Below are 26,271 nucleotides of genomic sequence, written 5' to 3'. Positions count from 1 at the left end.
GGAATGATAAATGTTTTTACCAAAAAAGATCCTCACTTATTATAATAGAGAACTGGTCTACCTAAGGCAATATGGCATGGCTTTTGCCAAGCAATTTCCCAAAATAGCTAAACGACTGGGTATGGCTGAGGGGACCTCCGAAGACCCGCATGTAGAACGCTTAGTGGAGTCTTTCGCTTTTTTAACCGCACGTATTCATCAAGATATTGATGAGGATATGCCGCAACTGGGCAACGCCATGTTGGAAACCTTGGCTCCTCAGTTTATTCGGCAGGTGCCTTCGGTCTCTTTGGTACAATTTCAACAGGATCCACTGAGCTCTGGTATTACCGGGAGGACAACAGTGGCGCGCCATACACCATTGGCTTCCCAACCGGTCAATGATGTGACATGCCGTTTTCGCACGGTTTACCCCTTGGAAATGTTGCCGTTAAGCCTCAGTGCTGGCGAGTTAATGCCAGATCCTTATGACCGCGACTTTATTCTAACGCTGAATTTTACCCTATGGGCTGGTGCAAATTTTCAGGCCGAAACGATTCGATTGTACTTACAGGCGGCACCGGTGTTGGCTCATGGGCTCTACGAGTTACTGTTATCGCAGGTCAAGCATCTGGAATGCCGGCTCGGGGATAAAATATGTGATATGACCTCGTGCGTGGTGCAGGCGGTGGGGTTCGACGCTGAAGATTGCCTATGTCATAGCGATATGACGATCAACCCGATTCATCATCTGTTCCGCGATTATTTTAGTTTTCAGGAGCGATATTTGTTTCTGGATATTCCCTTTCCCCGTGAAGCTATCGCAGCCAGTAGCGCTCGTGAACTGCGTTATCGTTTTCGCTTCAATGATTGTTCCGCATTGCGCCGCATTGAGCGCATGAGCGACAAAGTGAGTGCTGACACCTTCCGTCTCAATTGCGTTCCAATAGTAAATTTGTTTTCCCATCAGTCAGAACCCTTGATCCCACTTGAGTCGGAGCATGAATACCTGGTGCAACCCGATGCGCGTAAGCCATACAGCATGGAGGTTTACTCCATTGATAGCGTCACGCTGATAAGTCGCCATCAGGAACAGTTACGCTCACGTTTGGTGCCGCCATTATTGGGTACGGATCACGGCTGGCATGAAGACTTGCCCAGATTGTTCTGGCAAGCGACACAGCGTCCTTCCATGCTGCCAAACGATGCCGGTACCAATATTTTTATCGGTTTTGCCGATGCAAATGGTGATCAGTTAACACCGGAAACTGATGTTGTGATGCTGGGATTGACCTGTACCAATCGTGATGTGCCTCAACAATTGAGCAATGGCCATCCTGATGGAGACTTTGAATCAGAAAGTACGTTTCCTGGCGTACAAATACTAGGGTTGATCCGTCCAAGATTACCTATTCGCCCCCAGTTGAACTGTGCCATGAACTGGCGCCTGATATCACAACTCAGTCTTAATCAACAACTGTTTAGCGGTGAGGACGGAGTACAACGGCTTAAAGAAACACTGGAACTTTACAATTTACGTGAGGATCCGTCGATCTCACGTTTAATTGCGCAACTAAAGCAGGTCGAGATAAAGCCATTATCCGCCAGGCTGGTTCCTGCCGATCCTGGCTCGTTGGCGCAAGGTTTGCAGGTGACGTTGACCTTTCATGCTCAGGCGGCTGAATTTGCTGATTTCTACCTGTTTTGCAGTTTGTTGGAGCGGTTTATCGGTATGTACGTACCGATTAATAGCTTTACCCAGACGGTGACTCAGCTTGAATCGGTGAACAACAGTGTCAACCGCTGGCCACGTCGCAGTGGAAGATCGTCGTGGCTGTGAAGATAAGGTTGGTGGGCTGGAGCTTTTACCAAAATGTTCGCCGTTTACTTCAACGCTATCGCCCGGGTGGAAAAATCCCAGGTAAACCAGATGAGGTGGTGCAGTTTACCTCGGTACTGACCTTGGATGCCCCAGCTCAGGAGGTGGTGACGTTAAAACGGCCAGAAGAGGGGAGCGAGCAGTATCGCATGGCCGTGCATCACTTTGGCTTATTGGGGCCGCATGGGGCATTGCCACTACGTTATACCGAATGGCTGATCGATAGCCGTTATCGCTATGGGGATGAAGCTGCCCAGGCATTTTTGGATATTTTTACACATCGCCTGCTAAGTCTGCGATTTCAGGCCTGGCAAAAATATCGGCTCTACATAGGTACGGAACGGCAGTTGCAAGTGTTTTTCCCCGCAGTGATCAGCGCACTGACGGGGCAATTTGCGGCGAATGGCTCGTTACCGGTAGCGGCAAATTGCGTTGGTCTGCTGGCCACACCTGCTCGTAGTTTATTGAATTTGCAACATTTACTGTGCCGCGAATTCTCGCTACCGGTAGAGGTTATCCCGTTTCAGGGGTGCTGGCGCACCATTGAACCAACACACCGTTGCCGACTGGGAAGCAGCCGGTTGGGGATGGCACCGATGTTAGGCGCGGTTTATCGGGGCGTTCAGTCGTGTTTCCTTATCCGTTTAGGGCCGTTGTCGATCCATCAGCGTAGTCACTTTATGCCGGGTAATTTATCCCACAGCCGCCTGATGGCTCTGGTACGGCTATTTTCAGGACCCGCCCTCACATTTTCGTTGGAGTTGCTGGTACGTCACGGGGCCGGATGCATCGTCTTGAATGGTAGCAACCGCTTGGGGTGGGATGGAGGATTGGGCGGTGTCGTCGATGGTTCACTCCAGCGAATGTTATTCAGCGAGTGCCATGAGTGATGCAAAAATCAGGTGAAACCATGTTGTTAGGACAAAAAAATCGCTATTTACAATTATTGGGCAGTTTGTCCAATGTGGCTGCCATCAGTCAGTTGGAGGGGGAAGAAGCACTTTCACGTCCATACTCGTTTAGCGCTCGGCTCTATACCACAGAAGAGTGGGGGACGTTAGAACCCTATCTGGGGAAGCCGTTGGCATTGCGTGTGGGGGATGCAGTAAACCAGCGTATTGTGCACGGCATAGTAACGCAGTTGCAGCAACAGGGATGGGATGACGGGCAGTATTGCTACCAGCTTCGTCTTGAACCCTGGTTCAAGCTGCTGACGTTGACCCGTAACCTGCGAGTGTATCAACGGATCAGTGTGCCTGACATGGTATGCGATATTTTCCGCCAACGTGGGTTTACCGATGTTGACATACTCCTGAAAGGGAACTATCCGAAACGTGAATATTGCATGCAGTACAAAGAGTCCGATTTCGACTTTGTAACCCGACAGCTTGAAGACGCCGGTATTTTTTATTTCTTCCGCCATGAGGCAGGGCGGCACACCATGGTGTTGGCCGATCACCCTTCCGCTTTCAGTGACTCGCCACTGGCAACCTTGCCTTATCAGTCACGTATGGGAATGCAACAAGGTTATGGATTGCGCGCCTGGGATATTCAGCGCCAGCTCATCCCCGGTGGAGCAGAAATGAATGGCTACAACGTGATGAATGGGGCAGCAGTGACAGCCAATGCCAAGGCTACAGGGGGGTATCCCACCGCACCAGGCTTATCTTTGTACGATGACTGCCGACTGGATGAGCGTCCGCTGTTGGAGAAACACGCGGTGCTATGCATCGAGCAATGGGAGTCGCAGTCCTATTGCGCCCGTGCCACCAACAGTTATCCCGCCTTGCAGGCTGGCCAGAGATTTACGTTGAAAGGCCATAGCAGCGCCGATGGGCGTTATGTGGTTGGACGCCTGCAGTTGAAGGCGGAAAGTAATCTGGAACAAGGCACATTGCAGTATTCCTCACAGGTTACGCTCTACTCGGCAGAAAAAAACTTTCGTCCGACACCTTCGATACCACGCCCCTATATTGCAGGCGTGTTATCTGCCCAGGTCGTCGGGCCAGAGTCTGAAGAAATCCATACTGACAAACTAGGCCGGATCAAAATCCAGTTCTATTGGGATCGGGAGCACAAAAAGAACGATGACAGCTCCTGTTGGGTGAGGATGAATCAGTTTGGGAATGGCGCAAAGTTTGGGGCCCAGTTTATTCCTCGGGTTGGCAGTGAGGTTCTGGTTAGCTTTGTCGACGGAGATCCGGACTGTCCTTTGGTGACAGGCACTGTCTATAACGGCGTAAAAATGCCCCCCTTTGCTCTGCCGGAGCAGAAAACGCAGAGCGGCATCGTCTCGCGCAGCAGTGCCAAGGGCAGCGTCGATCAGGGGCATAGGTTCTGTTTTGAAGATAAAAAAGATGAAGAGTTTATTTTGTTGCACTCACAAAGAGATCTGCAACTAAAAGCAAAAAACGATTTGCTGGCGCGGATTAATCGCCACGCTTTATGGGAGATAGTGGACAAGCGGGAGACCAAAATAAATAAAGGCAATGATCTACTCATGCTGCAAGAAGGCAACGCGCTGACTGAACTGAAGAAAGGAGATAAAAAGCACACCCTGGATCAAGGGGATTTCATCACAGCCCTAGGGCGCGGGGATTATACCCTGAATGTTTCCAAAGGGAGTGCACAAATCAGCGCCGGACAACACTGCACGATCACCGCCAGCCAGGGCATTGAACTCAAGGTAGGAGCTAGCAAACTGTCAATTACGCCTTCTGGCATCACGATCAAAGCACCGACAGTAACGGTAGAGGGCAGTGGAAAACTTGCACTGAAGAGCAGTGGAATGGCCGAGTTGCTGGGGGCTACGGTGAAAGTACAAGGGTCGGCAATGGCACAGCTCAAGGGTGGCATTGTCCAGGTGGATGCAACGGGCATCGCAATGGTGAAAGGGATACTGACCAAAATTGGTTAATAGAGTATCCAGGGCTAATGAGAGTCAACTATGGCTAAATTACGGCACTATCAATTGTCGCTACAGGCTGAGCAGGTGTTAAGCCTGTCAGCAGCGCATGAACATAATCTATTTGCTCTGCGCGAAACCTCGCAATGGCAGGACATGGTGTTTTACGCCATTTTTATGCTGCCTTTTGCCCAGGCACTGGAACTTGTTCTGACGTTTGTCAGTTGCGTTTATGAGCGGGAGTTAATGCAAGAGCAACGCATGCTCTTCCAGCAAGCTCGCCAATGGCGTGCTAATGGGGGGGATCCCTTGCGTCATGAACTGTTTGAGCAGGCACAGGCGTTGGGTTTTGATAACCCTATCTCATGCCTGGTACTGTCGATTTTTTGGAGCGAAGGCAGTATGACTCCGGCAGGACTGGAGGCGGTTTTTCCGCAGCACTGGCAGGCGCCGTTGACGCTGGCTAATACCCTGTGTCTGATTTTGCATGGTTATAGCGAAAAACCAGATTTACAGGCCTGTTATCTTGGCCAGTTTGTGCAACTGGCTCAAGAGCAATTCAACCGTATGCCATTGTCTCAGGATACGGGGCGTCGCTATTACCTTTATAACGATATCACCGTACCGGAGGGAGCGTAATGCCAATGCCAGCTGCCCGTGTGGGGGATATGCATGTATGCCCTATGGTATCGCCAGCCGTGCCGCCAATACCACACGTCGGTGGCCCTATTCTGCCGACGGGGATACCGACGGTGTTGATCGGCGGTCTACCGGCTGCCACGCTGGGATCGATGCTGGTTTGCGTGGGGCCACCTGATACGGTGATTATGGGAAGCCCAACGGTGTTGATCGGTGGGCGCCCGGCGGCACGGCTAGGGGATTTATGTGCGCATGGTGGCGTTATCACTACAGGTTATCCGTTAGTGATTTTTGCATGAGGCCGCGCAGATGAACGCGGTACAAACCGATATTGAGCGTTTTCTGCAGCCGATTTCAGACACGGTACCTGCAGGGTGTGACATTGAATACGAGGCTGTTTTCGAGCAAATCAGCCAGGCTCGTGAGAGCGATGAAGGTATGCTCCCAGATAGCGCCTGGGAATGTTCAGCGCGCAGTGCCGACTGGTCACAGGTTTCACTTTTATGCCAACAGGTGTTGGAGACACAGAGTAAAGACCTGCAGATTGCCTGTTGGTTAACCCAGTCGCTGGGGGAGTTGTACAGCCTGGAAGGCATGGTCTCAGGGCTGACTTTGATTCACCGCCTATTGACGAGTTTTTGGCCGACACTGTGGCCAAAACTCGACGAGGATGCAGAAGAACCAGCCCAGATGCGCCTGAGCCGATTGCAATGGCTGGACGCTACGCTGAGCATGCAGTTAGACCGTTTGCCGCTCACGGACGACGCTTTGATCAACCTGAGTGTCTGGCAGCTAGTGCAATATTTTGAGCGGCGTATTGCCGTGGATAGTGGGGTGCGGGCGGCCTTGATGGCAGACGGTTATTTCGGCATGGACGAATGCGATAGCAGTATTCGCGCCAGTTCAGCTGAACGTTTGATGCTCAAAATTGAGCAGGTCGAGCAGTTGAATATGCAACTGGATACGTTGCGCCAGACTGTGGATGAGCTGTTCTCGGGGGCCGGTGAGATGATGGGCACCAGCCGTCAACGATTGCAGGAGATATGTGAATTATTGCGCCGTTTTCGTGATGTAGTGGCACCGGAATTGGCTTTGGGAGCAGAAAACATAACGGCCATGGGGAATGTCAACCCTGGTTTTAACGGCAACGGATTGACGGAAAGTGGCGAGCATCACCAGACCCGGTCAATGGCTATTGGACAACTACTGAAGATTGCCCATTATTTCCGATGTAATGAACCAACCAGTCCTGTGCCTTATTTATTGGAGCGTGCTGCCCGCTGGGCAAATATGGGTATGGAGGAGTGGCTGAAAGAAATGATGGAAGATAATAATGCGGCGGCATTGCGGGAAATAATATTGGCAATGAAAGGCCGAGAGTCAGATAATACACAGGGGAGTTAATATGTCGATTCGCTATACCTTTAAGCAGAGTGGGGTATTACTGACACTGTTATTCGTCATCAGTGGTTGTAGCTCGCCATCAAAAAATGGACAGCATCAGCAAGCTATTGACGCAGCTAAAGCAATATATGCCAGCAATGCCATTCGGTTGGAAATTACGTCTGATCCACTGATGAATGCATTTAATAACCTTGCTAACAGTGTCACGGTGATTATTGCGCAAGCGCACGGTCGGGAGCCGCTGGATAAATTTATGGCTAACCCGGTATTGTTACGCAGCTTATTTAATAGAACCGGGGTGACTGAGGGGCTGTTGCAATTCGATAGTTATGTGATGATGCCAGGCCAATCGGTTTCCCTGCATATTGATCGCGTGGAGAGGGCGAACTATGTTGCGGTGATTGCCGGATATTACCCAGCACCAGACCTTACCCATAGCCGAATATACCCTTTACCGATAGGCCTGACCCAAGAGGGGCTGTGGCATAAACGTTGGCTGGCTGAATATATCCCGCTGCGTATCTTCTTGACGCTGGGGCGGCAGACGATTGTGCGTAGTGAGGTGTTTGCCGGTGAAAAAGGAGATGACGTGGTCTATTACGGTCAACAAACAGCGACGGAAGACAATGGAGGGAAGGCCTCTTGGCCGGCCATAAAGCAAGGTTTGCAGGTGCTTGAATCAATGGGATCGACAGTCCCTATGCTACAAGCCCCTGCCGTTGCGGACGCAGGTTAATACCGGGGGACATCATGTTTGAACATAAACCAACGTATTGGTATTCAGGTTTGTACTTGCAACCGCAACATTTTCAGGCTCAAGCGCTATATCACGAATATTGGTGTGGGCGTCATCAGTTGTTAACGCAACCCCACGCTTTTGGCGTGGTACGGTTGTTATTTAATCAGGCAGCCCTGCACGATGACGTGCTCAGCACTCATCATGCAGCGTTCGTATTTCCTGATGGCTGTTATGTGGATTGTGCGGTGAATGCTGTACTTTCGCCACGTTCACTACGTGAAAGTTGCCCAGTGCGTGAAAAACCACTGCGTATTTATGTGGGATTACGCGCTGTGAGTCATAACCAAAGTAATGTTTCTGGGGTGGCGGATGCTGAAGGGGCCCGTGCCGTCGCCAGTCGGTGGGTCAGTTGGCCCAACGAGCAGCTTATGCGAGATGTTTATGCCGAAGGGCCAGAGGTTGAAGTGCAGCAACTGACTTACAACTTGCGTTTTTTCCTACAGGATGAAATTGAGCAGTCGACAGGATATACGCTGTTACCTGTTGGGCAATTACGTTATGGCGCGGATGGTATTGAACTGGATAACGGTTATTTTCCACCTTGTATGACGATCGCTGCCGTCCCACAGTTATGGCAGCGAGTGGAGCAGATATATCAGGAACTCAGCGGACGGGTTCATCAGTTGGAAGAGTTAAAGCGGCCTCAGACATTAGGAGGTGATGTTTATACTCAGGAAAAGAACAGCCTGCTGCTCGCATTACGCACATTGGTGCGGCATGTCATTCGTTTGCATCATTACTGTGAATCCCGTGATGTTCATCCGTGGGAGGTATTTGGTGTTCTGCGCCAACTGATCGCTGAGCTTTCCTGTTTTACCGACCGTTGTACCTTCACAGGGGAATGGCATGGCAATGGGGATAAACCTTTGAAATATCAGCACGTTGATTTAGCTGAAACGCTGGCCTGCGCTGAGCGTACCATTACTGATTTATTGAATGCATTAGTGCTTGAACCCAATAAGGTTATCCCCCTGCGACTGCAAAACGGCAGTTATTACGCGACCAGTCAATTTCTTTCAACTGGCGAGCCAGTGCGTGTTTATCTGGCACTACGTTCAGAACATTTTGCACACGGAGAGTACGAACTGCCTGATGATCGATTGATTAAAATGGCGGCGGCAGAGCACATCGTCAACATCGTCAATCGAGCTTTACCTGGGGTTCGCCTCTGGTATCAGGAGTTGGCTCCACAGGGGTTGCCGAATCGCGCCAATACACGTTATTTCCGGGTCGAAAATCGCAGTGCACTGTGGCAACAGATTGAAGAGAGTGAACATGTGGCGCTGCATTGGCTAGATGCACCTGATGATATGCAAGCAGAGTTGTTGATGGTGAGTGCATCATGATGCCGTTATTAGACTGTTTCATGCCGATGTTCGTCTGCGTGTTACGCACAATTCAGCACCAGGAAGAATCGGTGGAAGTGTCGCGTCAAAAACTGTTATCGGCGTTAATGCAGGCACAGGATCGAGCGCGTTTGCAAGGTTATGTGCCTAAAGATATCGAGGATGCATCTTTTGCCGTTGTCGTATGGGCGGATGAGGCTATTTTATGTGCTGAAAAAGAAGCTCTTCATCTTTGGCGCCTGGCATCGTTGCAGCAGGAGCGTTATGACTCAGCGTTGGGGGGGCATACTTTTTTTGAGCGCCTGGCGACATTAAGTTCAGATAATTATCCGGTGCGGTTGGTATATCTTTTTTGTCTATTGTGTGGTTTCCGTGGCCGTTATGATAATAATGATAATCTGTTGCTGGATAATATTATTCAGCAACAGATTGATAACTTACCGGACGAACATAAAAGTTATCTTTCCGATGAGCACCCCTATTTATTGCCTGGATTGAAGGATGTTAAACCTGATGCTTTGAATGGGAAGAATTGGCGCATCAAGCTTTTTCCGGTTATTTTATCACTGGCGTCACTCTATTTGTTAGTTGTTTACTGGCTATTGAATATGAGCGTTTGAATCGGAATTTGGATATGGAAAAATTATTTTTTGCAATTGTCTGGATGTGCCTGATTATCTTTTTATTGCTCGCGAGCTTAATGATTTCCGTGGCGATGTCGTGGCCGACGGTTGGCGGGTTATTATTATTCCTGGGGATTTTACTGTTGTGGTTGGTGGCACGTTCCACCGTTGTCATATTGCCGAAAATGATCGTCAGCTTGCGGCATCGAACATTATTCAGATGCCGTGGGCGCAATAATCTGCAACGTCTTTTATGGCGGCACTGGTGGCGAGGTGGTCGTTTACAACGCTGGCATCGTCATTTGACGCTTTGGTCACGGCAGGACGTACGGCCCGCGTGGTTTTTAGTCGTTGGGTTAAAAAATAGTGGCAAGCAGAGCCTGCTGAGTAATAGCCAAATCATGCCAATGTTAAATGGCTATGCGGCTTCTTCTATGAAATCCGTATTGACTTGCCGCTGGTGGTTTTTCCGGCGTGCAATGTATTTGCTGATTGCAGGGCGTTATACCGAAGGTTCTTCACTGTATACCCAGGCATGGGGCAAGTTGACCCGCTGGATGGGGAGAGTACGTCGGCCTGCGGGGGTACTGGTTTGTCTGCCGATGGAGATGTTACTGAAAGGGGATAGCAAGACGTTGTGTGCTGTTGCGCGTGCTGTGCGGGCGCAGATAGAGCCTTTACAGAAACGATTAGAACGTCGCTTACCGGTCTGGCTGATGATTACCCACTCCGAGGTTATGCCGGGTTTCACTGCCTGGTGCTTGCAGCTCCCCACGGCTTCGCGCGGTGAGTTACTGGGTAATTTCATCAACGCCAGGATGGATGGCAACGTTGTAGGTGCTTTAGATCAAAGCCTGAGTTCTGTTATTGATGCGCTGAAAATGGCGCGTTTCAAGATGCTTAACCAGAAACGCGGTCAGCCTCAGGTCGAAAAGTTTGAGTTACCTGAACAGATGGCGGCACTGCAGTCCTCGTTGTGTTGCTATATGAGTGCGTTATTTGACAGCGACCACTATCAGCAGCACAGCATGTTGCGTGGATTGTTTTTCAGCGCTCAGTTGATACCTGAAGGAAAAGGGCAACCAGAAAGTTTTTTCAGTCAGAGGCTGTTGGAGGAGAGCCTGCCTGAAATGGCACAGGTTAACCCGTCTATGCGTCTGCCTGGCTGGCGCACATATCTCTACCGTGGGTTGTGGACGGTGGGTGTATTGTGTGGGCTGTATGCAGCGGCCAATGCGCTGGCGGTTACCTGGCGCGGCGTTGCCCAGCTTGATGGCTTTAACCATCAGCTACCGTTGAGCCGGAGCTATCTGCGTTATCAACAGGTAGAAACCTGGAGGTTGGAGAAATGGCCACATTTGTTGTTCTATCCCGTCACTCATACGATCGAACAACGCTCGGCTCGAGAGTATATGCACCAGGCTGACGTAGCAGTTTTCAAGCCGACGCCTGATACGCTGATAAAGCGATTTTTGCTGGCAGACAATATACAAAAACGGCAGCTGATATTGAACTGGGCGCGTTTTGTCAATACAGAAAACGCCATGGCGCAAGGCGCGTCGTTGGCCACATTGCAGACATTACCCGTCTGGTCTGCTGCCGTGTTAAGTGGTAAACCCGCTAAGTTAAGCGACGAACAGCATGTGGCGCTTAGGTTGGCGGCCTGGCGTTTGGGAGAGGCAGAACAAGACCTGATGCAGTGGCGTGATGTATTACAGACCATGCTGGAACAAAGCAACGACTGGCAATGGTTATTGAACGATAGCGACATTGCCCGTACACATGCATTGACATTGGCAGATTTCTGGCCAATAAGCGCAGAAAGTGCCACCTCAGCAGATGCCCTCATTCAGGGGCAATATACCCAGGCAGGAAGCCGGGAATTCAGTGGCATCATGGCTGAGTTAGCGCAGGCATTAGCACGGCCGGTGTGGTTTGGCACTCAGTGGGAACAGTTCTCTTATCTTTATCAGCAACAACAGCAGGCCGCATGGCTTGCATTTGCTCAAGGCATGCCGCGTGGAGAACGCCTGGTGCAAGGATCGGAAAACTGGCGCTCGTTGATCCTCGCGACCGGGCAGTACGATAGCCCGTATATGAAGTTTCTACGCCGTATGGAACGCGATCTTGGCGATGTGGCACCTGAAAATCAAGAGACATGGTTGCGCACGCAACATCAGCTATGGCAACTGCACCGTGTCGTTCAGCAAAGCAGCATGATGCAACGGGTATCATTGGGCAACATTTCGCTGCGGCAGCGGATATTGTCCTGGTTGGGTATTTCACCACAGATATCGGTCCGTCTTGATGATAATGCACTATCGCGTTACCGGGCCTGGCGTCAAGCGCTGCAGATGAGCAGTCAGCGTGCGTTGCTTGGCGATCAGGAAGCAGAACAGATGGTTAAAGTGGCCTTCGGGAGTCAAAACATTGCCAGCAATGGTGACGAACTGAGTACTCTGTTCGATCGTTTTTCTGTGTGGCGCAATGAAACACAACACAAGCCGTCTGAGGGCGCAGATAACGTCCTCTGGCGGTTATGGCAAGGTGATGGACACCTGGTACTCCGCTATACCTTTTTGCGTACCGCCCATCGTTTGCAGTCACAGTGGGAGCGAGGGGTTATTTGGCCGATAGAGAAATTACAGGGTGATGATCTGATCGATGGGCGTGAATTGAATACGCGCCTCTATGAATATGTCAATGGTTTTGTGCGCGATACCGCCGGGTTTGCTCTGCAGATACTTCCTGAGGGAATTAAGCGCCAGGTAATGGAGGGCGTGTCATTTCCATTTTCTGATGAGTTTATTCTTTATATCAATGGACTGATCGAGCCAAAAGGCGTGTTGTCCTCCACTGAGAGTATTCGCCGTCGCTTGCTGGAGAAACGTTCATTGCTGGCCAATGAACGTGAGTTGGTTGCGGCACAACCACAGCAGGAGCAGGCCGCGTGGGTAGAGGCCAGACTGACCAGCCAGCCCGCAACGGCAAATCCCGGGGCACGAGTCTTACCAATAGGGAGTGCAATAACACTGCAATGTGAAGAAGGCATACAGCAGTTCAGCAGTATGAACTTCAATGACAGCGGGATGCTGCGCTGGAGTCCTCAAACGTGCAGCCGTGTTCAGGTTGACGTGCGTTTCCCGACTTTTACCTTGAGCAAATCCTTTGAGGGGACGGATGGCATGCTTAAATTCATGCGTGCATTTTCACGTAATGAACTTACTTTGGCAGCGGATGCATTCCCTCTACAACGAGAGGAACTGCAGGCATTGAACATTAATAGCGTGACCGTGCGCTATCAGGTCAGTGGCAGCCGTGAAGTCGCCGTGTTGTATCAGCAATGGCAAAACGATCGACAACAACATATGGCGTTGCTGAAAAAAAGTAATCAACTGGACGATCAATTATTGCATTTAATTGAACCCGCAATTGTGGCCGGCAGCCTTTCCAATCTACCCACGAACATTACCTCATATTGGAACGAATAGAGGAGCATTAAAGTGAGCCGTTATCTAAAGCACGTTGTCAGTAAACTAACACCGCAGTTGCGTCAGTGTCTCGACAGTGCGGCTAACCTGGCAGTACGCCGTACACATCATGAGGTCGAAATTGAGCATTTGCTCATGGCGCTGTTTGAAAAACAGATGCCCATGATGGAACAGGTTTGCCGTAGCGGCGAGATTGATCCGTTGAAATTATTGGAGGCGGTGCAAAGTGCTTTAACCGGATTACGCAGTGGCAACCATCGTCCCCCGGTATTTTCTGTGCCATTGAGCGACTGGTTGGAAAACAGTTGGATGTATGCCAGCAGCCGTTGGGAAGCCCGGCAGATAAGTCCACAGGCGTTGCTGGCCACGCTGGTTGCCTCGCCGTCACTGCAAAAGTTGCTCTCGCTGGGGGTACAGCAATTGTTGCAGACCAATGGGGCCGCGATGGCGTCATGGTTTGATGCCAATAAACCGGATGAACCGGCTGCGCAGAAGACGGAGCAGACAGAGTCTGGCTCCGCACTGAAACAGTATACTCACCATCTCACTCAGGCTGCGCGCGACAATCAGCTGGATCCGGTGGTGGGGCGCGAGCAGGAAATCCGGCAATTGATTGATATTCTGCTGCGTCGCCGTCAGAACAACCCTCTGCTGGCCGGTGATGCCGGCGTAGGAAAAACAGCACTAATAGAAGGGTTGTCTCAACGTATTGTGGCAGGTCAGGTACCGGCAGCATTGGCATCGGTGGAAGTGTTTACTTTGGATATGGGGCTGTTGCAGGCAGGAGCCAGCGTGAAAGGTGAGTTTGAGAACCGCTTGCAGATGCTGCTTGATGAGGTAAAACGTTACCCGGCCCCCATTGTCCTGTTCATTGATGAAGCACATACCCTTGTGGGCGCAGGTGGACAAGCTGGACAAAACGATGCGGCGAACCTGCTGAAACCGGCGTTGGCTCGTGGCGAGTTGCGGACAATTGCCGCTACGACCTGGGCGGAATACAAAAAATACTTTGAGAAAGATGCTGCTTTGGCACGCCGTTTCCAGGTGATTAACGTTGCAGAACCTTCTCAATCGCAGGCGACAGCCATGCTACGGGCGATGGTGCCAGCAATGGAGAAACACCATGGCGTCAGGATCCTGGATGAGGCGATTGTCGAGGCAGTTAAGCTTTCAAGCCGTTATATTACTGGCAGGCGATTACCTGATAAATCCATTAGTCTGCTGGATACGGCTTGTGCCAGGGTGACGGTTTCTCAATGTAATGAACCGGCACCGATTGAAGACTTGCGTGCTATGCAATCTAACCTTGCCGCAGAGCGGGTGGCACTACAGTGTGAACGAGGGCATGAAGTAAAGCTGCAGCAATTGCAACAACGGGAAGCTCAGCTAAAGGAATCCCTGGCGCGTATTTTACCTGAATATGAGACCCAGCGTCGCTTGGTGGATGCTATCGTCAATGATCAATCGCAGGATGAGGGGCTGTTGGCCGGGTTGCATGCAGAATTGCATCAGCGTCACCGCCAGCATGCGTTTGTGTTTGCCTACGTCGATGCGGCCTGTGTGGCGGATGTTGTCTCAGGTTGGACGGGGATCCCATTGGGCCGCATGGTAGAGAATGAGCGTGATGTTTTGGGGCAGCTTGCAGAGCGGCTCGGGGCGCGCGTAATGGGGCAGCAACATGCGCTGAATAGAATGGTGCAGCAGATCCGTATTGCCAAAGCACAACTTGCCGATCCGGTGAAACCAACAGGTGTTTTTATGTTGACAGGCCCTTCTGGCATAGGTAAAACCGAAACGGCGCTGGCATTGGCGCAAGAGTTATATGGTGGGGAGCACAATCTGATCTCGATCAATATGTCTGAGTATCAGGAAGCTCACTCTGTTTCTGGCCTGAAGGGGGCACCGCCAGGCTATGTAGGCTATGGGCAGGGCGGAATATTGACCGAGGCCGTTCGCCGCCAGCCTTATAGCGTGATCTTGCTGGATGAAGTCGAAAAAGCCCATCATGACGTGCTGGAGCTGTTTTTCCAGGTGTTTGACAAAGGGATGCTGGAGGATGCTGAGGGTCAACAGATTAACTTCCGCAATACGTTGATTATTCTCACCACTAACGTGGCATCTGATTTGGTGATGCGCGCCACCCAGCACGGGGTAAAAGAAGATGGAGAAGTCCGTCCGGCGCAGCTGGAGGATATCCACAGGCTAATTCAACCTGAATTACAGCGAATTTTTACGCCGGCGTTTTTGGGGCGTTTACAGGTGATCCCATATCTTCCTGTTCAAGGTGCGGTATTGCTCAGCATTGTACGACATAAACTGGACAAAATTGTCGCACGTTACCGTTTGGCAACTGAACACCAGCTAAGTTACAGCGATGAGCTGGTTTCATTTATTGCTCAGCGTTGTCTGGTTGCGGAGAGTGGTGCCAGAGAAATTGATAATTTATTGTCACATTCTGTATTACCGCTTTTATCCGATAAGCTCCTGCTAGGAGAAGTGGCGAATTCTGGCGATCTTTCGCTAGTTGTTGAAAAAGGAGAGGTCAGGGTTAATGACGTATCGTTGCAAAAATATATGGAGAATATGTCAGATATTTTGTAATCAACACAGGACCTTTCTTTGCTTAAGTGGTTGGGAGCGGGTGGTGCATAGCTCACTCCCTTCTTGCTATTTGACCCACTGTGTCTCTCAGGGGCGTATCCTGATCTCGCTGGCTTGATGTTGTGACGGTTGATCAAAAAAGGCTTTTTGATGAAAACAATGAAAATAGCGCTTATTTGGCTGGTATTGGTGCTAATTAGCTTCGCTTTGGCATTGTTAAGCTTACAGATACGAGACGTTTGGAGTTTATCATCGTTGGTGTGGTTTCCCGGTGGGATAATATTGGGCATTGTTTGTGTTCTGCCACCGCGTAAATGGCCATTGTGGTTAGTGACAGGCCTTTTTATCCATCTTATCGTTAGTCAATGGTATAACCGGCCGGTCAGTGTTTCCCTTATCTTCGCCGCAAGCGATGTGGTTACTTTTATCGTCTCGGCGCTGGTATGGCAATTTTTTTATGGCGTCAATTATGCGCCATTGCGTGCATATGACGTAATAGGGTTGACTTTGCTATGTGTTATCGGTGGCATTTTTGAACGGTTCTTAGAAAAATGGACACTCTATCTTTTCAACTATCCTGTCGATCTTTCTATCTCGTTTCCTATTGTCACCGGTTATGTGATGAGCTATTTACCCTTAACTTTTTTTGTCATTTACCTTATCACGCTTGGACGTTATCCGATAAGAAAGGAACACTGTTGGGGAGTGCTTTTGGCTGGGGTGATCATGGTTGTTTTATTTAGTCAACCAGTCATGGCGATGGATGAAAAGGTCTTGTTGCTGGGGGGGGCGTGTTTCTCCATCAGTGTCCCGCTGTTATTGGTTGTACAGGGGGGGATGCGCTTGTTGAGCGGTTTTTTATCGTTCTGCGTTGTTGGGAGCATAGGGGCGAGCATATTTGACTATGGGCCATTCCCGGTGCTTTCTCATTCCCGTTTGGAAAGTGTGAAAATGGCTTCATGGTATAGCGTCGTGCTGGGGTTCCCTGCTCTGCTGATCGCCAGCCGTTGGCGCTTGATGACACAGGCCTTATCGCAAGGCAAGGCGTGTTGTTCATTGCTGAATGCAGTGATGGAGCCAGAGATTGTCAATCGTTTTATGCTGGATTCTCGTGGCCGCATTGAGTGGTGTCGCTCAACCGTATGGTTATCTTGTGGTCGGGCCCCGGTTTCCTGGGCGCAACTGATGGTTTGGGTGCATCAGGGAGATCGGCAAGGGCTTACGGCACTGAAAGAGGCTGCTGTAGAGAATGCGCAGATGCCACACATGATGCATTTGCGGATCGCCGATGGTGACGGGGGATACCATTACATCAGGATGGCCTTGATTGCTAATAAGCTGGATGACGGTAAATTTATTGAGGGCATTATGTATGACATTACGCAACGGAAATAACAGGGGAGGGATGATGACCAGACGTGTGATTATTGTTGATGACCATCCGGTGTTTTTGCTTGGGTTAAGGGCCGTGTTGGCCAGCTTGCCGGAAAATTATCAAGTCGTGGGTGAAGCGCACGATGTCTCATCGTTATTCACTCTGTTAGCCGAGGCTGAGGTAGATATGTTGATTACCGACTTCAGTATGCCTACCGATAATCAAAAAGATGGTTTACGAATGATCTGCCGCATCCGTGAGAAATATCCCCACTTGCCAATAGTCGTGATCACGATGATTAATGATCGCAATATTATTGCCTCGCTGATGAAGTATAAAGTTAAGGCTATTTTAAATAAGAGAAGCCTCTCACATGACCTGGCCAAAGGACTTTATGCAACCACTGGGCAGAGTGAACCCTACCTCAGTGAGAGCTATCGTACTTCACCTTTGGGAAAAATAGAGAAGGTTTTGACCACCAGAGAGTTGGAAGTTATTCGTCTGCTTGCCCGAGGCCAAAGTGTGAATGAAATTGCACAACGTTTATACCGTACTAAACAGACGATAAGTGCACAAAAAATCAGTGCCATGAAAAAATTGGATATCGCAAATGAAGCGGCCTTTTATCGTTACCTGGACCAGGTTGGGCTGGGAGCATAACGGGTGAGATCTTTTAAACTACAGATATATTTGCTGTTGCTGTTCTTTCCATTCGTGGGTGGATGCCAGAGTCTGTTTAGCCATAATGATGGAGAGGTACCTCCACCGCAGGGCTGGCCAGTAGAAATTTACTCTAAAGTGAGTAAAAAACTCCCGGTCACCCCTATTACTGAAGTGAAAATACTTCGCCAGCAGTACAGTATCCTGAAAGTCGGCATGCTTTATTATATTAATCCCCCCCTGATGAACCTACGTTGGGATGGAAGATTAGAGGGCATTTACGCCGATTATCTAAGCCTGTTACAGACTATTGCGGGAATACCACTGGAAGTTCGGATGTATCATACCATGTCGCAGGCACAAGCGGCATTGCAGCAGGGTGATATTCAATTGCTTGCTTCCACCACCTCTTCGTTACTTGAAAAAAAAATGGAAGAAAGTAATGCCATAATGGTTCAACCTTACACCTTGCTTACCCGTAAAGAAAATCTCAACATGAAACCGGCTGTAATGAATATCCTCATTGCTCCGAAAATTCATCCTGATGTGGTGAGTAAACTGCAACAGACTTATAAAAGCGTGACGGTAGCGGGTAGTGCGCAAAATGCGATCCAGGATGTACTGAATAATGACAGTGACGCCTATTTGGATGGCCAAAGCCAGATTGCCTATCTATTGGCTTTCAGGCCATTTTCTGACCTTGGTTATCGCAATAATTTCTCACTTGGTGAACAGAAATATAACTTTGTTGACAATCAGCAAGGCCGTTTAACTACGCTGATTAACTCGATATTTGAACGAATTCCTCATGCGCTTAGAAACGAAATTTATGAGCGTTGGCTTTCAGGTTTGACTATTGAGAGCAATCGCGATGCGATTGTGTTTTCGCAGAAGGATAGAGACTGGTTGAAAACACATCCAGTGATTAATGTTGCCATTAACAGCTCAGATGCCCCTTACTCCTTTTTAGATAAAAGTAACCAGATAACCGGATTGGATATTGATCTTTTGCGTTTACTGGGAGACAAGGTCGGTGTCAGTTTTAACTTCATTGCTGCGGAAGGGGCTGATGATGTGCTGGCCATGCTGAAAGAGGGAAAGGCACATATAACACCGTCTTTGATAGGTACGCCTGAGAGGCGAAAAAAACTGCTGTTCAGCGATCCTTATGGGACGATTGAGTGGGTGATGATAACCCGCAATGAACGTGATGCACCCCATAATTTTGAGCAGTTAAAGCATCGCAGAATTGCAATCCCGCGCGGACATGCACTATTAGATGTGCTGAAAAAAACGCCAGAGATTTATGTTTTTGAAGTTAACAACACGGTTCAAGGTATTGATATGCTTTTGGCCGGTGCGGCCGATGCCACATTGGAGAATCTGGCCAGTGCTAATTATTTGCAGGCCAGCCGATACGGTTCTACGATTGCCATTCAATCCCTGTATAATTCACTGCAAGCTGAACGGTTAGGCGTCGCGTTAAATTACCCTGAACTCTTGGAGATTATTAATAAAGCGATTGTCGCTTTACAACCCAATGAACTGCGGAGTCTACGGCTGAAATGGTTCTCGGTAGCCAATGTGACTTCTTTCGATCGGGGACAAACTTCACCGTGGAACATGATGTGGACCGGGGTACTGTTAGTGATTACCTTGAGTTCAGTATTCTGGATAAGCTACCTGGCACGTCAAATTTGCAGGCGAAAACGTGCTGAAAAGAAACTGCAGAATTTACTGGGCTATTGGGAAACGTTATTTAACAACATGCCGACTCCCATGTTTGTTTGTGATCTTTCGATGAATATCATTGCTGCCAACCTCTGGTTCCAACGGGAAATGGGCTACGTAGATCAAACGGTGGTTGGCCAAAGCTTGTTTGCTCTGTGCTTTTTACAGCCGGCAGATGAACAGGAGGTCGGGACGCTTTTTCTACGCTGTCTGGCGGGAGCTCCGGTACATTTTTCTGATCGCCAGATTATGATCCATGGACAATCACGCGAAGTCTATCTGTGGTTTGAACGCTATAGCGATACCGAGGGCGTGGTACAAGGGATCATTGGGGGTTGGTTTGATGTAACGGAAAGGAAACAGCTGGCGCGTGAGTTATTGCTGGCACGTAATAAAGCCGAGCGAGCCAGCCATGAGAAATCGGATTTTCTTGCTCGTATGAGCCATGAAGTGCGTACACCGCTGCATGCCATTATTGGCATTCTGGAGTTGGAGGTTAAACGACAACCGCCTCAGGCACCAGTGCATATTGCCTGGCGTGCGGCGGTATCACTGCTTGGCATCATTGGTGCAGTGCTGGACTTTTCCCGTATTGAGGCTGGGCAAGTGGTACTGAACTGGCAATCTGTTGCATTGCGTGAAGTCTTGGAAACGTCGGCTGCAACGTTTGAGTATGCGGCCAAGGAGAAAGGACTCGCTTTCACGACACAGATTGATCTGGCTCCTGATGCCTATCATTTATTGGATGCTACCCGGGTGACGCAGATCGTCAATAATTTGCTCAGTAATGCCGTGAAATTCACCGATCACGGTGGTATTACATTCTCAGTAAGTTGTGTCAGCTCGAGAGTAAACCAACAAGATGAAATGATCCTACAGGTGATCGATACGGGATGTGGTATCCCGGTAAACATGTATAAGGCTATTTTGTTACCTTATGTTCAGGTTGAGCATAACAGCATGAGCAAAGGTGGCAGCGGTTTGGGATTACCGATTTCTGCCCAGTTGAGCTCGCTGATGGGGGGGGAGCTGGAAATCAAAGGGAATCAGAATGGTGGTACACAGGCTGTCTTACGCTTGCCGCTAAAACGCAGTGAAAAACCCCAGTGCGATGAAAGTGGTGATATAGGATGTGATGACCTGAATGAGTCGTTAAATATTTTGTTAGTGGATGATCTGGCGGCTAATCTGCAGGTGCTTTCCTTACAGTTGACCGCTAGCGGGCATCATTTGACCTTGGCCGAGAGCGCTAAGCAGGCGATGGGTCTACTTGAAAATCATTGGTTTGACATGGTGTTAACGGACTGCCAAATGCCGGAAATGAACGGTTATGAATTGACCGGGTGGATACGGGAATATGTGAAGCAGACGCAGTTACCTCCGATGATAGTGTTGGGACATACTGCCAATGCCTTCTCTACCGAGTTAGTGCGTTGCCAGGAGGCAGGTATGGATGGAGTATTGATCAAACCGCTGACACAAAAAAAATTGATCGCAGAGATCTCCCGCTATTATCGGTTGGTTCATGGTGAGCCCAAGTTGACATTTGCTGAAATCGGCTCCTTGGCACAGCAGGATCTTAAAATGGAGCTGCGTATGTTAAAAGCGCTCGAACAAGGAATAGTGGAAGATATTGCCGCGTTAGATCACCTGCCTGCCCAGACAGAGAATGTGTTGCATCATGCGCATCGTATCAAAGGCGCATTTGCATTATTAGGGTACCAGCAGGGGATACGCGTTTGTCTACGTATTGAGAAAGGGCAGCGGAATGATATCGAAACCATTAAAAAGTTATTGCAGTGTGCAAACTATTTTCTGGTACAGGTGATAAGTCGGCAGGAGGAAATCAATTGTGTAAGTTAGTCTATGTGTTTCAAACAACCACCAGTGGCACCTACTTAAATTTGAAACACATAGCCTAATGGTACTCTTTTTTCTTATTTATTTAATCTGAGTTCGCAGGTTGTTGTTTTTTAATGGCATTTAGGTTTTTAATTCGTTTCCAGGTGGCGGGGAATCTACGAATGGTATTTTCTTCACTCCAATGAATTATGCCGAGATTGATAAATAGGTTCATGTGGTGGTTGTTAATAAATACGGCATCAGTTCCAGAGGAGTAAATGGAGGGTTCGCGCAGCATTTTTACATTATGCCATTTAGTCCGTGAAAAATTACTGTCTTCTCCAATGTGCCGGTCGGAAGAGAGGCGATTTTTTACGGTATATACATTGTTGCGCATTTTAAAATAGTCTGGTTCATGTCTGAGCATATCATCATAGCGATCCAGAATGTCCATTTCTGTTAGCCCCAGCCGATTGCCTAAACTGGCTCCCCACTCGGTTAATTTATTCTCTACCATCCAACGTACGACCTCACCGGGTTGCGGGTAGTTGGTTGGCCTGGAATGTTCCCCTCCTCCCGTGGTGGATGCATTACCGACAACGGTAGCATGGCGGCCTGGCATACCGTAGATATGAGTCTTACCCGTATTGCCCAATGTTGGTAGTGTCGGTCCAAATCCCAGCGAGCGCTCGTCACGAGCATAAACCACGCAATAGTCACGGACATTACTCCCGATCATGGTCCGATGTTTGGCAAACTGCCCTAGGCCTGGAACGGGGTCAATGGCAAAAATATTGACAGGTATGGTGGACAACATTGGATCATTCAACATGGCATTGGCCATCATATGGCAGGTAACACCACCGCGGCTCCAACCAACCAGATTTACTTGAGTAGGCATGTCCTTATTGAATAGACGTACTTCATATTGTAAGTATTGCTTGGTATAACCGGGTTTATTGGCAAAATAGCTGTTATCTTTTTTCAATACTGCCAGCGCGTGCTGAACATTATTTTCCCACCCTTTGCCGAGTAGCGCACCCGTTACCCCCCAGTGATTACCAGGCTTAACCCACTTACCGCCCTCTTGTAAATTGCCACTGCCAGGTCCATCGACGATAATCCAATCCTTATATTGAGCTGTCTTCATATTTCTGGCCAAGGTTGATATTAATTCACCGTTGTGAAAAAAGTCGCTGTTGGCTCCATTGGAGCTATCGGTTCTGTTTGAACCTGTACCACAAAAAAATATTGTATACACAGACATTTTATCAATATCCTATTGAATTAATAGTGAAAAATATCATCCCGCTCCTACAGATTTGAACAGTTCAGATAGATGGTGTTCAGAGTGAGACCCCTGGTTCCGTAACTCATTCATACACTGGTAACTTACATCATGATGATGATGATGAGTATAAGTAAAGATAACCCTATAATGGCGCGGTTAGTCCAAGTTAACGGATGATATCGTTATTATGTTCTAGTCGAAGTCGGTGGTAAAAGACTTGGTGATATTTTCTTATTTGTCTTAAATTTTTTTCGTCATGGGGCGTGAGATGGTGATTTTATGCCATTCGATATTATATTCTTGAGAAGCTGTCGGGATAGGCTCTAAGGGCTATATAACTTTTCACAATAGTAGGCTGTGTGATCTTACCCTGTAGTGGCCAAGTAAATTTGGCCAACTGATTAAAGGTGATATTCTCGCCTCAACATGAAACAGGTGACTTAATGAACAAGAAAACTAAGCGTACTTTCACCCCTGAGTTCAGGCTGGAATGTGCACAGCTGATTGTTATACGATTTGACGTTCGGACAACTGTTCGGGCTTCAGATGAACAGCTCAGCCTGTGCGTCAATCGCTATGCTGCGGGCTTGAATAACCCCGGGAGGAATCGGACTGCACAAGCTTTGCCAAATCTAAGCAAGTTCATAGTAATCCACTTTTGAGATACAAGGAGGAGCGTATGGGCACATCACGTTTTACACCTGAATTTAAGGAAGAAGCCGTCCGTCAGATAACGGAACGCGACCGTCTGGACGTTTCTGCACACAGCCTCTACAAGTGGCTACGTGTAGCGACTCGCCATCCATTCCACCTGGCTCACAATAACTGCAAATCAACATCTTCATATCGGCAGGCCGACTGCCAGCATACTGTCGCATAATTACCTTTGGACCGTGCCGTCGTCCGGGTACCATCCTTACCTGCCGGTGTATGCGTCAGCCAGTCAACCTTCAGGGACTGCATCACATTCTGGAATAAATTTCCTACCGTTTTCGTTAATAAAAGTCTCCTGTGCATAATAGCAGCCTGGTGCGTAGCTATAAATGTAATTTAACATAAATAGCATTATACGCACCAAGGTTGTTAGTCCAATTTAGTAATGTCACTTTTTAACCATTTAGAAATGTCCCTTTTTCAGGCATAAAGGCTCTACGCTTTTGTGACTCCAGGGATCCCAAAAATGTTGGTGACTATGTCTGATAAAGAGTTAGTTCGCGCCCAGGTTATCCAGTCTGTTTGTGAAAAACGGTTACGTCGTCGTGATGCTGCAAGTCAGCTGGATCTCAGCGACCGTCAGGTTCAGCGCCTGATGGATAAGTTTCGACTGTCAGGAACTCCAGGGCTTGCCAGCTTAAAACGCGGTAAACCGGGAAATCATAATCTTCCGGAGCAACTAAGAATGAATGTTCTGGCGTTGCTACGTGAAAATTACAGCGACTTCGGACCCACACTAGCCACAGAAAAGCTCAGCGAACGCCACCAAATATCGATCTCTGTAGAAACCGTACGCCACTGGATGATTGCCGACGGTCTCTGGATTCCTCACGCTCGACGCAAGCCTCGGGTCTATCAACCACGCTATCGCCGCGACTGTCTTGGCGAACTTATTCAAATTGACGGCTCTCACCATGACTGGTTTGAAGGCCGCGCATCAAAATGCTGCCTGTTGGTTTACATTGACGACGCTACCGGTCGGCTGATGCACCTGCGGTTCTGTGAAACGGAATCGGCTTTCGATTACATGCTGGCGACGCGGGAATATATTGATAAACATGGTAAACCTGTGGCGTTCTACAGTGATAAGCATGCCGTTTTTCGCGTCAGCCAGGCTGAAACTCGCCGTACCGGCACGACGCAGTTTGGGCGCGTTCTGCATGACCTGAACATCGAGCTCATCTGCGCCAACAGTTCCCAGGCCAAAGGCCGCGTCGAGCGTGCCAACCTGACGCTCCAGGACCGATTAATCAAAGAGATGCGACTCGAGAGCATCAGCAGTATCGAAGAAGCCAATGTTTGGCTGGACAGCTTCATCCTGGATTTCAACCGCCGCTTTGCCAAAGCCCCCAAATACCCAAAAAATCTCCATCGGCCGGTAAACGAACAGCCGGCGGCGCTGGATGATATCTTTGCCTGGCAGGAGCTTAGAACCCTCTCAAAATCGCTGACATTCCAATACGATAAGATGTTATATCTGGTTGAACCTACAGAGGAAAATACACGGGTTGCTGGCGAGAAAATCATGGTTTATGACTACCCCGACGACAGATAGACTTTTCCAGCCGGAAGTTGGAACTCCGTAATATCGGTCAGCCACTTCTCATTTGGCCTGCAGGAACTAAAATCCCGGGCGAGCAGATTTTCCGGTACCGGGCCGATTTCTCCACAGTAAGAGTTGGCGCGACAATAATCGTTCACAGGCAATACCTGCCGGTGATGGTCCATCGCGGCGACGCAGAAAACCAACACCAGCGCTCGTTGAATGGTGACGATATGCTCGATGCATTGAAGACATTACAGTCACGTTCTGAGGAAATAAGTCGATTAAATTTTCTTATAATTTATGGGAGTAGCTACTATGTTCAGTAAAGACCATCGCATTAATATGCACATCAACAATGGTTTGTTTAACGGGAAAATTGTTTACATTCATTACACTTCTAAGGAAGGACTTAATGCGATAAAAATGCAAAGAAAAATATCAGCAAATCCAAATCGTGAACGGAGGGGAACAAATGCCAAAAAAGGGGTATATCTCACCTTAGCTAAAGATGCTATGAATGGCCGGAATGCACATAACCTTTTGTTTCTTGGTGAAGAAAGATACGTGTTAAGTGCAATGTACTGCATTATTTTTGTCTTCAATAGTCCTCGTTACCTGAGTTCAGCTCCCATCACCTCTGGGAGTCATGTGACAGAGGTGATTTCATTGGATGATATATATTTTCATCAAATTACCATCATATATGATGGTAAAAACCCTTTTAGTTAAAAAACACATCTCATAGAGTGACCCTGACCCAAAATCCTGCTCCATTCAGAAACAGAATTTCGGCATGATAATGACTCCCCTGAACGGAGGATGTGCCGATAAAAAAGTCACGATTCACCGAAGAGCAGATTGTTTTTGCCCTGAAGCAGGCTGAACGTAGCACCCCTACGGGGCGAGCACGGCAGCGCTACTGCCTCAACCGTCTTTAAGATACAGCCTCACCTCAACGCCGACGCCGTCTGACAGACCTGTAGCTCGCACGGGGGCGCATGCCCCCTTCCGCAACACCCGCATAAAATGAGCACGCCTGCGACGTGAGCCGGCTGGCGCCGACGCCCTTTTCCTGTTCCCTGCCGCCCTGTAGACTCTGCACCATGTATATCCCCCGACCGGCAAAGCTGCTGTTCCAGCACGATGACGGCTGGAGCCGCTATCTCGACAAACACGACGACGCCCTCAGCGACTGGACCAAACTCGCCGTCGAGCGCATGCTCGCCTGCGGCACCTGCGCCATGGGCGTGCGCCGTTACTGCTGCGCCTCACCGGACTGCACCCATTCCCGCTTTTTCTGCCAGAGCTGCAAGTCCAAGGCCTGCAGCAGTTGTGGCCTCAAGGCCACTGAGCAGTGGATTGCCGAACAGCAGCACATCACGTTTACCATGCCTCACCTGCTGTGGCCGTTCTTCAACAACAACTGGCCCCTGCTCAATGACCTGT

Annotated in this window: 17 protein-coding genes and 4 pseudogenes; 18 read left to right on the top strand and 3 right to left on the bottom strand. The window is 49.0% G+C overall.

Annotated features, from left to right (window positions below; translation table 11 throughout):
* The first annotated feature begins 10 nt into the window (after nt 1–10).
* From tssF to AC6BYQ_RS26190, 14 genes are all read left to right on the top strand, one after another.
* Nucleotides 11–1,819, top strand: coding sequence for a type VI secretion system baseplate subunit TssF (tssF, locus tag AC6BYQ_RS26255; RefSeq protein ID WP_498057779.1), 1,809 nt, complete (start codon nt 11–13; stop codon nt 1,817–1,819).
* Entirely contained in the window at nt 1,810–2,748 is a 939-nt protein-coding gene (tssG, locus tag AC6BYQ_RS26250; protein ID WP_498057778.1) for a type VI secretion system baseplate subunit TssG, read from the top strand. Before tssF ends, tssG begins: the two co-directional genes overlap by 10 nt.
* Nucleotides 2,748–4,775 carry a type VI secretion system Vgr family protein gene (locus AC6BYQ_RS26245; RefSeq protein ID WP_498057788.1) on the top strand — a complete coding sequence of 676 codons (2,028 nt, stop codon included), beginning with the start codon at nt 2,748–2,750 and terminating at the stop codon, nt 4,773–4,775. The genes tssG and AC6BYQ_RS26245 overlap by 1 nt, the downstream gene beginning before the upstream one ends.
* A 30-nt stretch (nt 4,776–4,805) precedes the next feature.
* Nucleotides 4,806–5,402 (top strand): DUF6931 family protein, encoded by a 597-nt coding sequence (locus AC6BYQ_RS26240; RefSeq protein ID WP_498057777.1) that lies wholly within the window; start codon nt 4,806–4,808, stop codon nt 5,400–5,402.
* A complete protein-coding gene (locus AC6BYQ_RS26235) occupies nt 5,402–5,701 on the top strand; it encodes a PAAR domain-containing protein (RefSeq protein WP_498057776.1) in 300 nt (99 codons plus the stop codon). The genes AC6BYQ_RS26240 and AC6BYQ_RS26235 overlap by 1 nt, the downstream gene beginning before the upstream one ends.
* 10 nt (nt 5,702–5,711) lie before the next feature.
* The gene (gene tssA / locus AC6BYQ_RS26230) at nt 5,712–6,806 is read left to right on the top strand and encodes a type VI secretion system protein TssA (protein WP_498057775.1); all 1,095 of its coding nucleotides are present in this window, start codon (nt 5,712–5,714) and stop codon (nt 6,804–6,806) included.
* A gap of 1 nt (nt 6,807) precedes the next feature.
* Nucleotides 6,808–7,542, top strand: coding sequence for a type VI secretion system lipoprotein TssJ (locus AC6BYQ_RS26225; RefSeq protein ID WP_498057774.1), 735 nt, complete (start codon nt 6,808–6,810; stop codon nt 7,540–7,542).
* A 14-nt stretch (nt 7,543–7,556) separates the two neighbouring features.
* Nucleotides 7,557–8,951, top strand: a complete 1,395-nt coding sequence (gene tssK / locus AC6BYQ_RS26220) for a type VI secretion system baseplate subunit TssK (protein ID WP_498057773.1) — start codon at nt 7,557–7,559, stop codon at nt 8,949–8,951.
* Nucleotides 8,948–9,571, top strand: coding sequence for a DotU family type IV/VI secretion system protein (locus AC6BYQ_RS26215; RefSeq protein WP_498057772.1), 624 nt, complete (start codon nt 8,948–8,950; stop codon nt 9,569–9,571). The genes tssK and AC6BYQ_RS26215 overlap by 4 nt, the downstream gene beginning before the upstream one ends.
* A gap of 14 nt (nt 9,572–9,585) precedes the next feature.
* Nucleotides 9,586–13,065: a type VI secretion system membrane subunit TssM gene (locus AC6BYQ_RS26210; RefSeq protein ID WP_498057771.1), complete on the top strand. Its 3,480-nt coding sequence runs from the start codon at nt 9,586–9,588 to the stop codon at nt 13,063–13,065.
* A gap of 12 nt (nt 13,066–13,077) precedes the next feature.
* The gene (gene tssH / locus AC6BYQ_RS26205) at nt 13,078–15,666 is read left to right on the top strand and encodes an ATP-dependent Clp protease ATP-binding subunit (protein WP_498057770.1); all 2,589 of its coding nucleotides are present in this window, start codon (nt 13,078–13,080) and stop codon (nt 15,664–15,666) included.
* A gap of 150 nt (nt 15,667–15,816) precedes the next feature.
* Nucleotides 15,817–17,061 carry a hypothetical protein gene (locus tag AC6BYQ_RS26200; protein ID WP_498057769.1) on the top strand — a complete coding sequence of 415 codons (1,245 nt, stop codon included), beginning with the start codon at nt 15,817–15,819 and terminating at the stop codon, nt 17,059–17,061.
* Nucleotides 17,062–17,071: 10 nt separating this feature from the next.
* Nucleotides 17,072–17,701 carry a response regulator gene (locus tag AC6BYQ_RS26195; RefSeq protein ID WP_498057768.1) on the top strand — a complete coding sequence of 210 codons (630 nt, stop codon included), beginning with the start codon at nt 17,072–17,074 and terminating at the stop codon, nt 17,699–17,701.
* Between the two features lie 3 nt (nt 17,702–17,704).
* A complete protein-coding gene (locus tag AC6BYQ_RS26190) occupies nt 17,705–21,295 on the top strand; it encodes a hybrid sensor histidine kinase/response regulator (protein WP_498057767.1) in 3,591 nt (1,196 codons plus the stop codon).
* Between the two features lie 82 nt (nt 21,296–21,377).
* Here AC6BYQ_RS26190 and AC6BYQ_RS26185 read toward each other — a convergent pair whose 3' ends face one another.
* Nucleotides 21,378–22,541 (bottom strand): hypothetical protein, encoded by a 1,164-nt coding sequence (locus tag AC6BYQ_RS26185; RefSeq protein ID WP_498057766.1) that lies wholly within the window; start codon nt 22,539–22,541, stop codon nt 21,378–21,380.
* Nucleotides 22,542–23,244: 703 nt separating this feature from the next.
* Between AC6BYQ_RS26185 and AC6BYQ_RS26180 the strand changes: the two are divergent.
* Nucleotides 23,245–23,352: pseudogene (locus AC6BYQ_RS26180) on the top strand (transposase); the annotation flags it as partial.
* Between the two features lie 95 nt (nt 23,353–23,447).
* Here the strand turns inward: AC6BYQ_RS26180 and AC6BYQ_RS26175 are convergent.
* Nucleotides 23,448–23,546 (bottom strand): annotated as a pseudogene (locus AC6BYQ_RS26175) (hypothetical protein); the annotation flags it as partial.
* A 211-nt stretch (nt 23,547–23,757) separates the two neighbouring features.
* On the opposite strand from AC6BYQ_RS26175, the pseudogene AC6BYQ_RS26170 reads away from it, so the two are divergent.
* Nucleotides 23,758–24,825 (top strand): annotated as a pseudogene (locus AC6BYQ_RS26170) (ISNCY family transposase); the annotation flags it as partial.
* Here the strand turns inward: AC6BYQ_RS26170 and AC6BYQ_RS26165 are convergent.
* Nucleotides 24,825–24,965: pseudogene (locus AC6BYQ_RS26165) on the bottom strand (IS3 family transposase); the annotation flags it as partial. The pseudogenes AC6BYQ_RS26170 and AC6BYQ_RS26165 sit on opposite strands and share 1 nt — an antisense overlap.
* Before the next feature lie 175 nt (nt 24,966–25,140).
* On the opposite strand from AC6BYQ_RS26165, the gene AC6BYQ_RS26160 reads away from it, so the two are divergent.
* The gene (locus tag AC6BYQ_RS26160; protein ID WP_498057765.1) at nt 25,141–25,554 is read left to right on the top strand and encodes a hypothetical protein; all 414 of its coding nucleotides are present in this window, start codon (nt 25,141–25,143) and stop codon (nt 25,552–25,554) included.
* Nucleotides 25,555–25,928: 374 nt separating this feature from the next.
* Nucleotides 25,929–26,271 (top strand): transposase zinc-binding domain-containing protein (locus AC6BYQ_RS26155; RefSeq protein WP_498057764.1); only part of this gene is annotated, 343 nt, incomplete at its 3' end.

The organism is Serratia sp. LTN-2 (assembly GCF_059740205.1).
The sequence above is the reverse complement of the archived record's forward strand: the minus strand, read 5'-3'. Positions and strand labels throughout refer to the sequence as shown.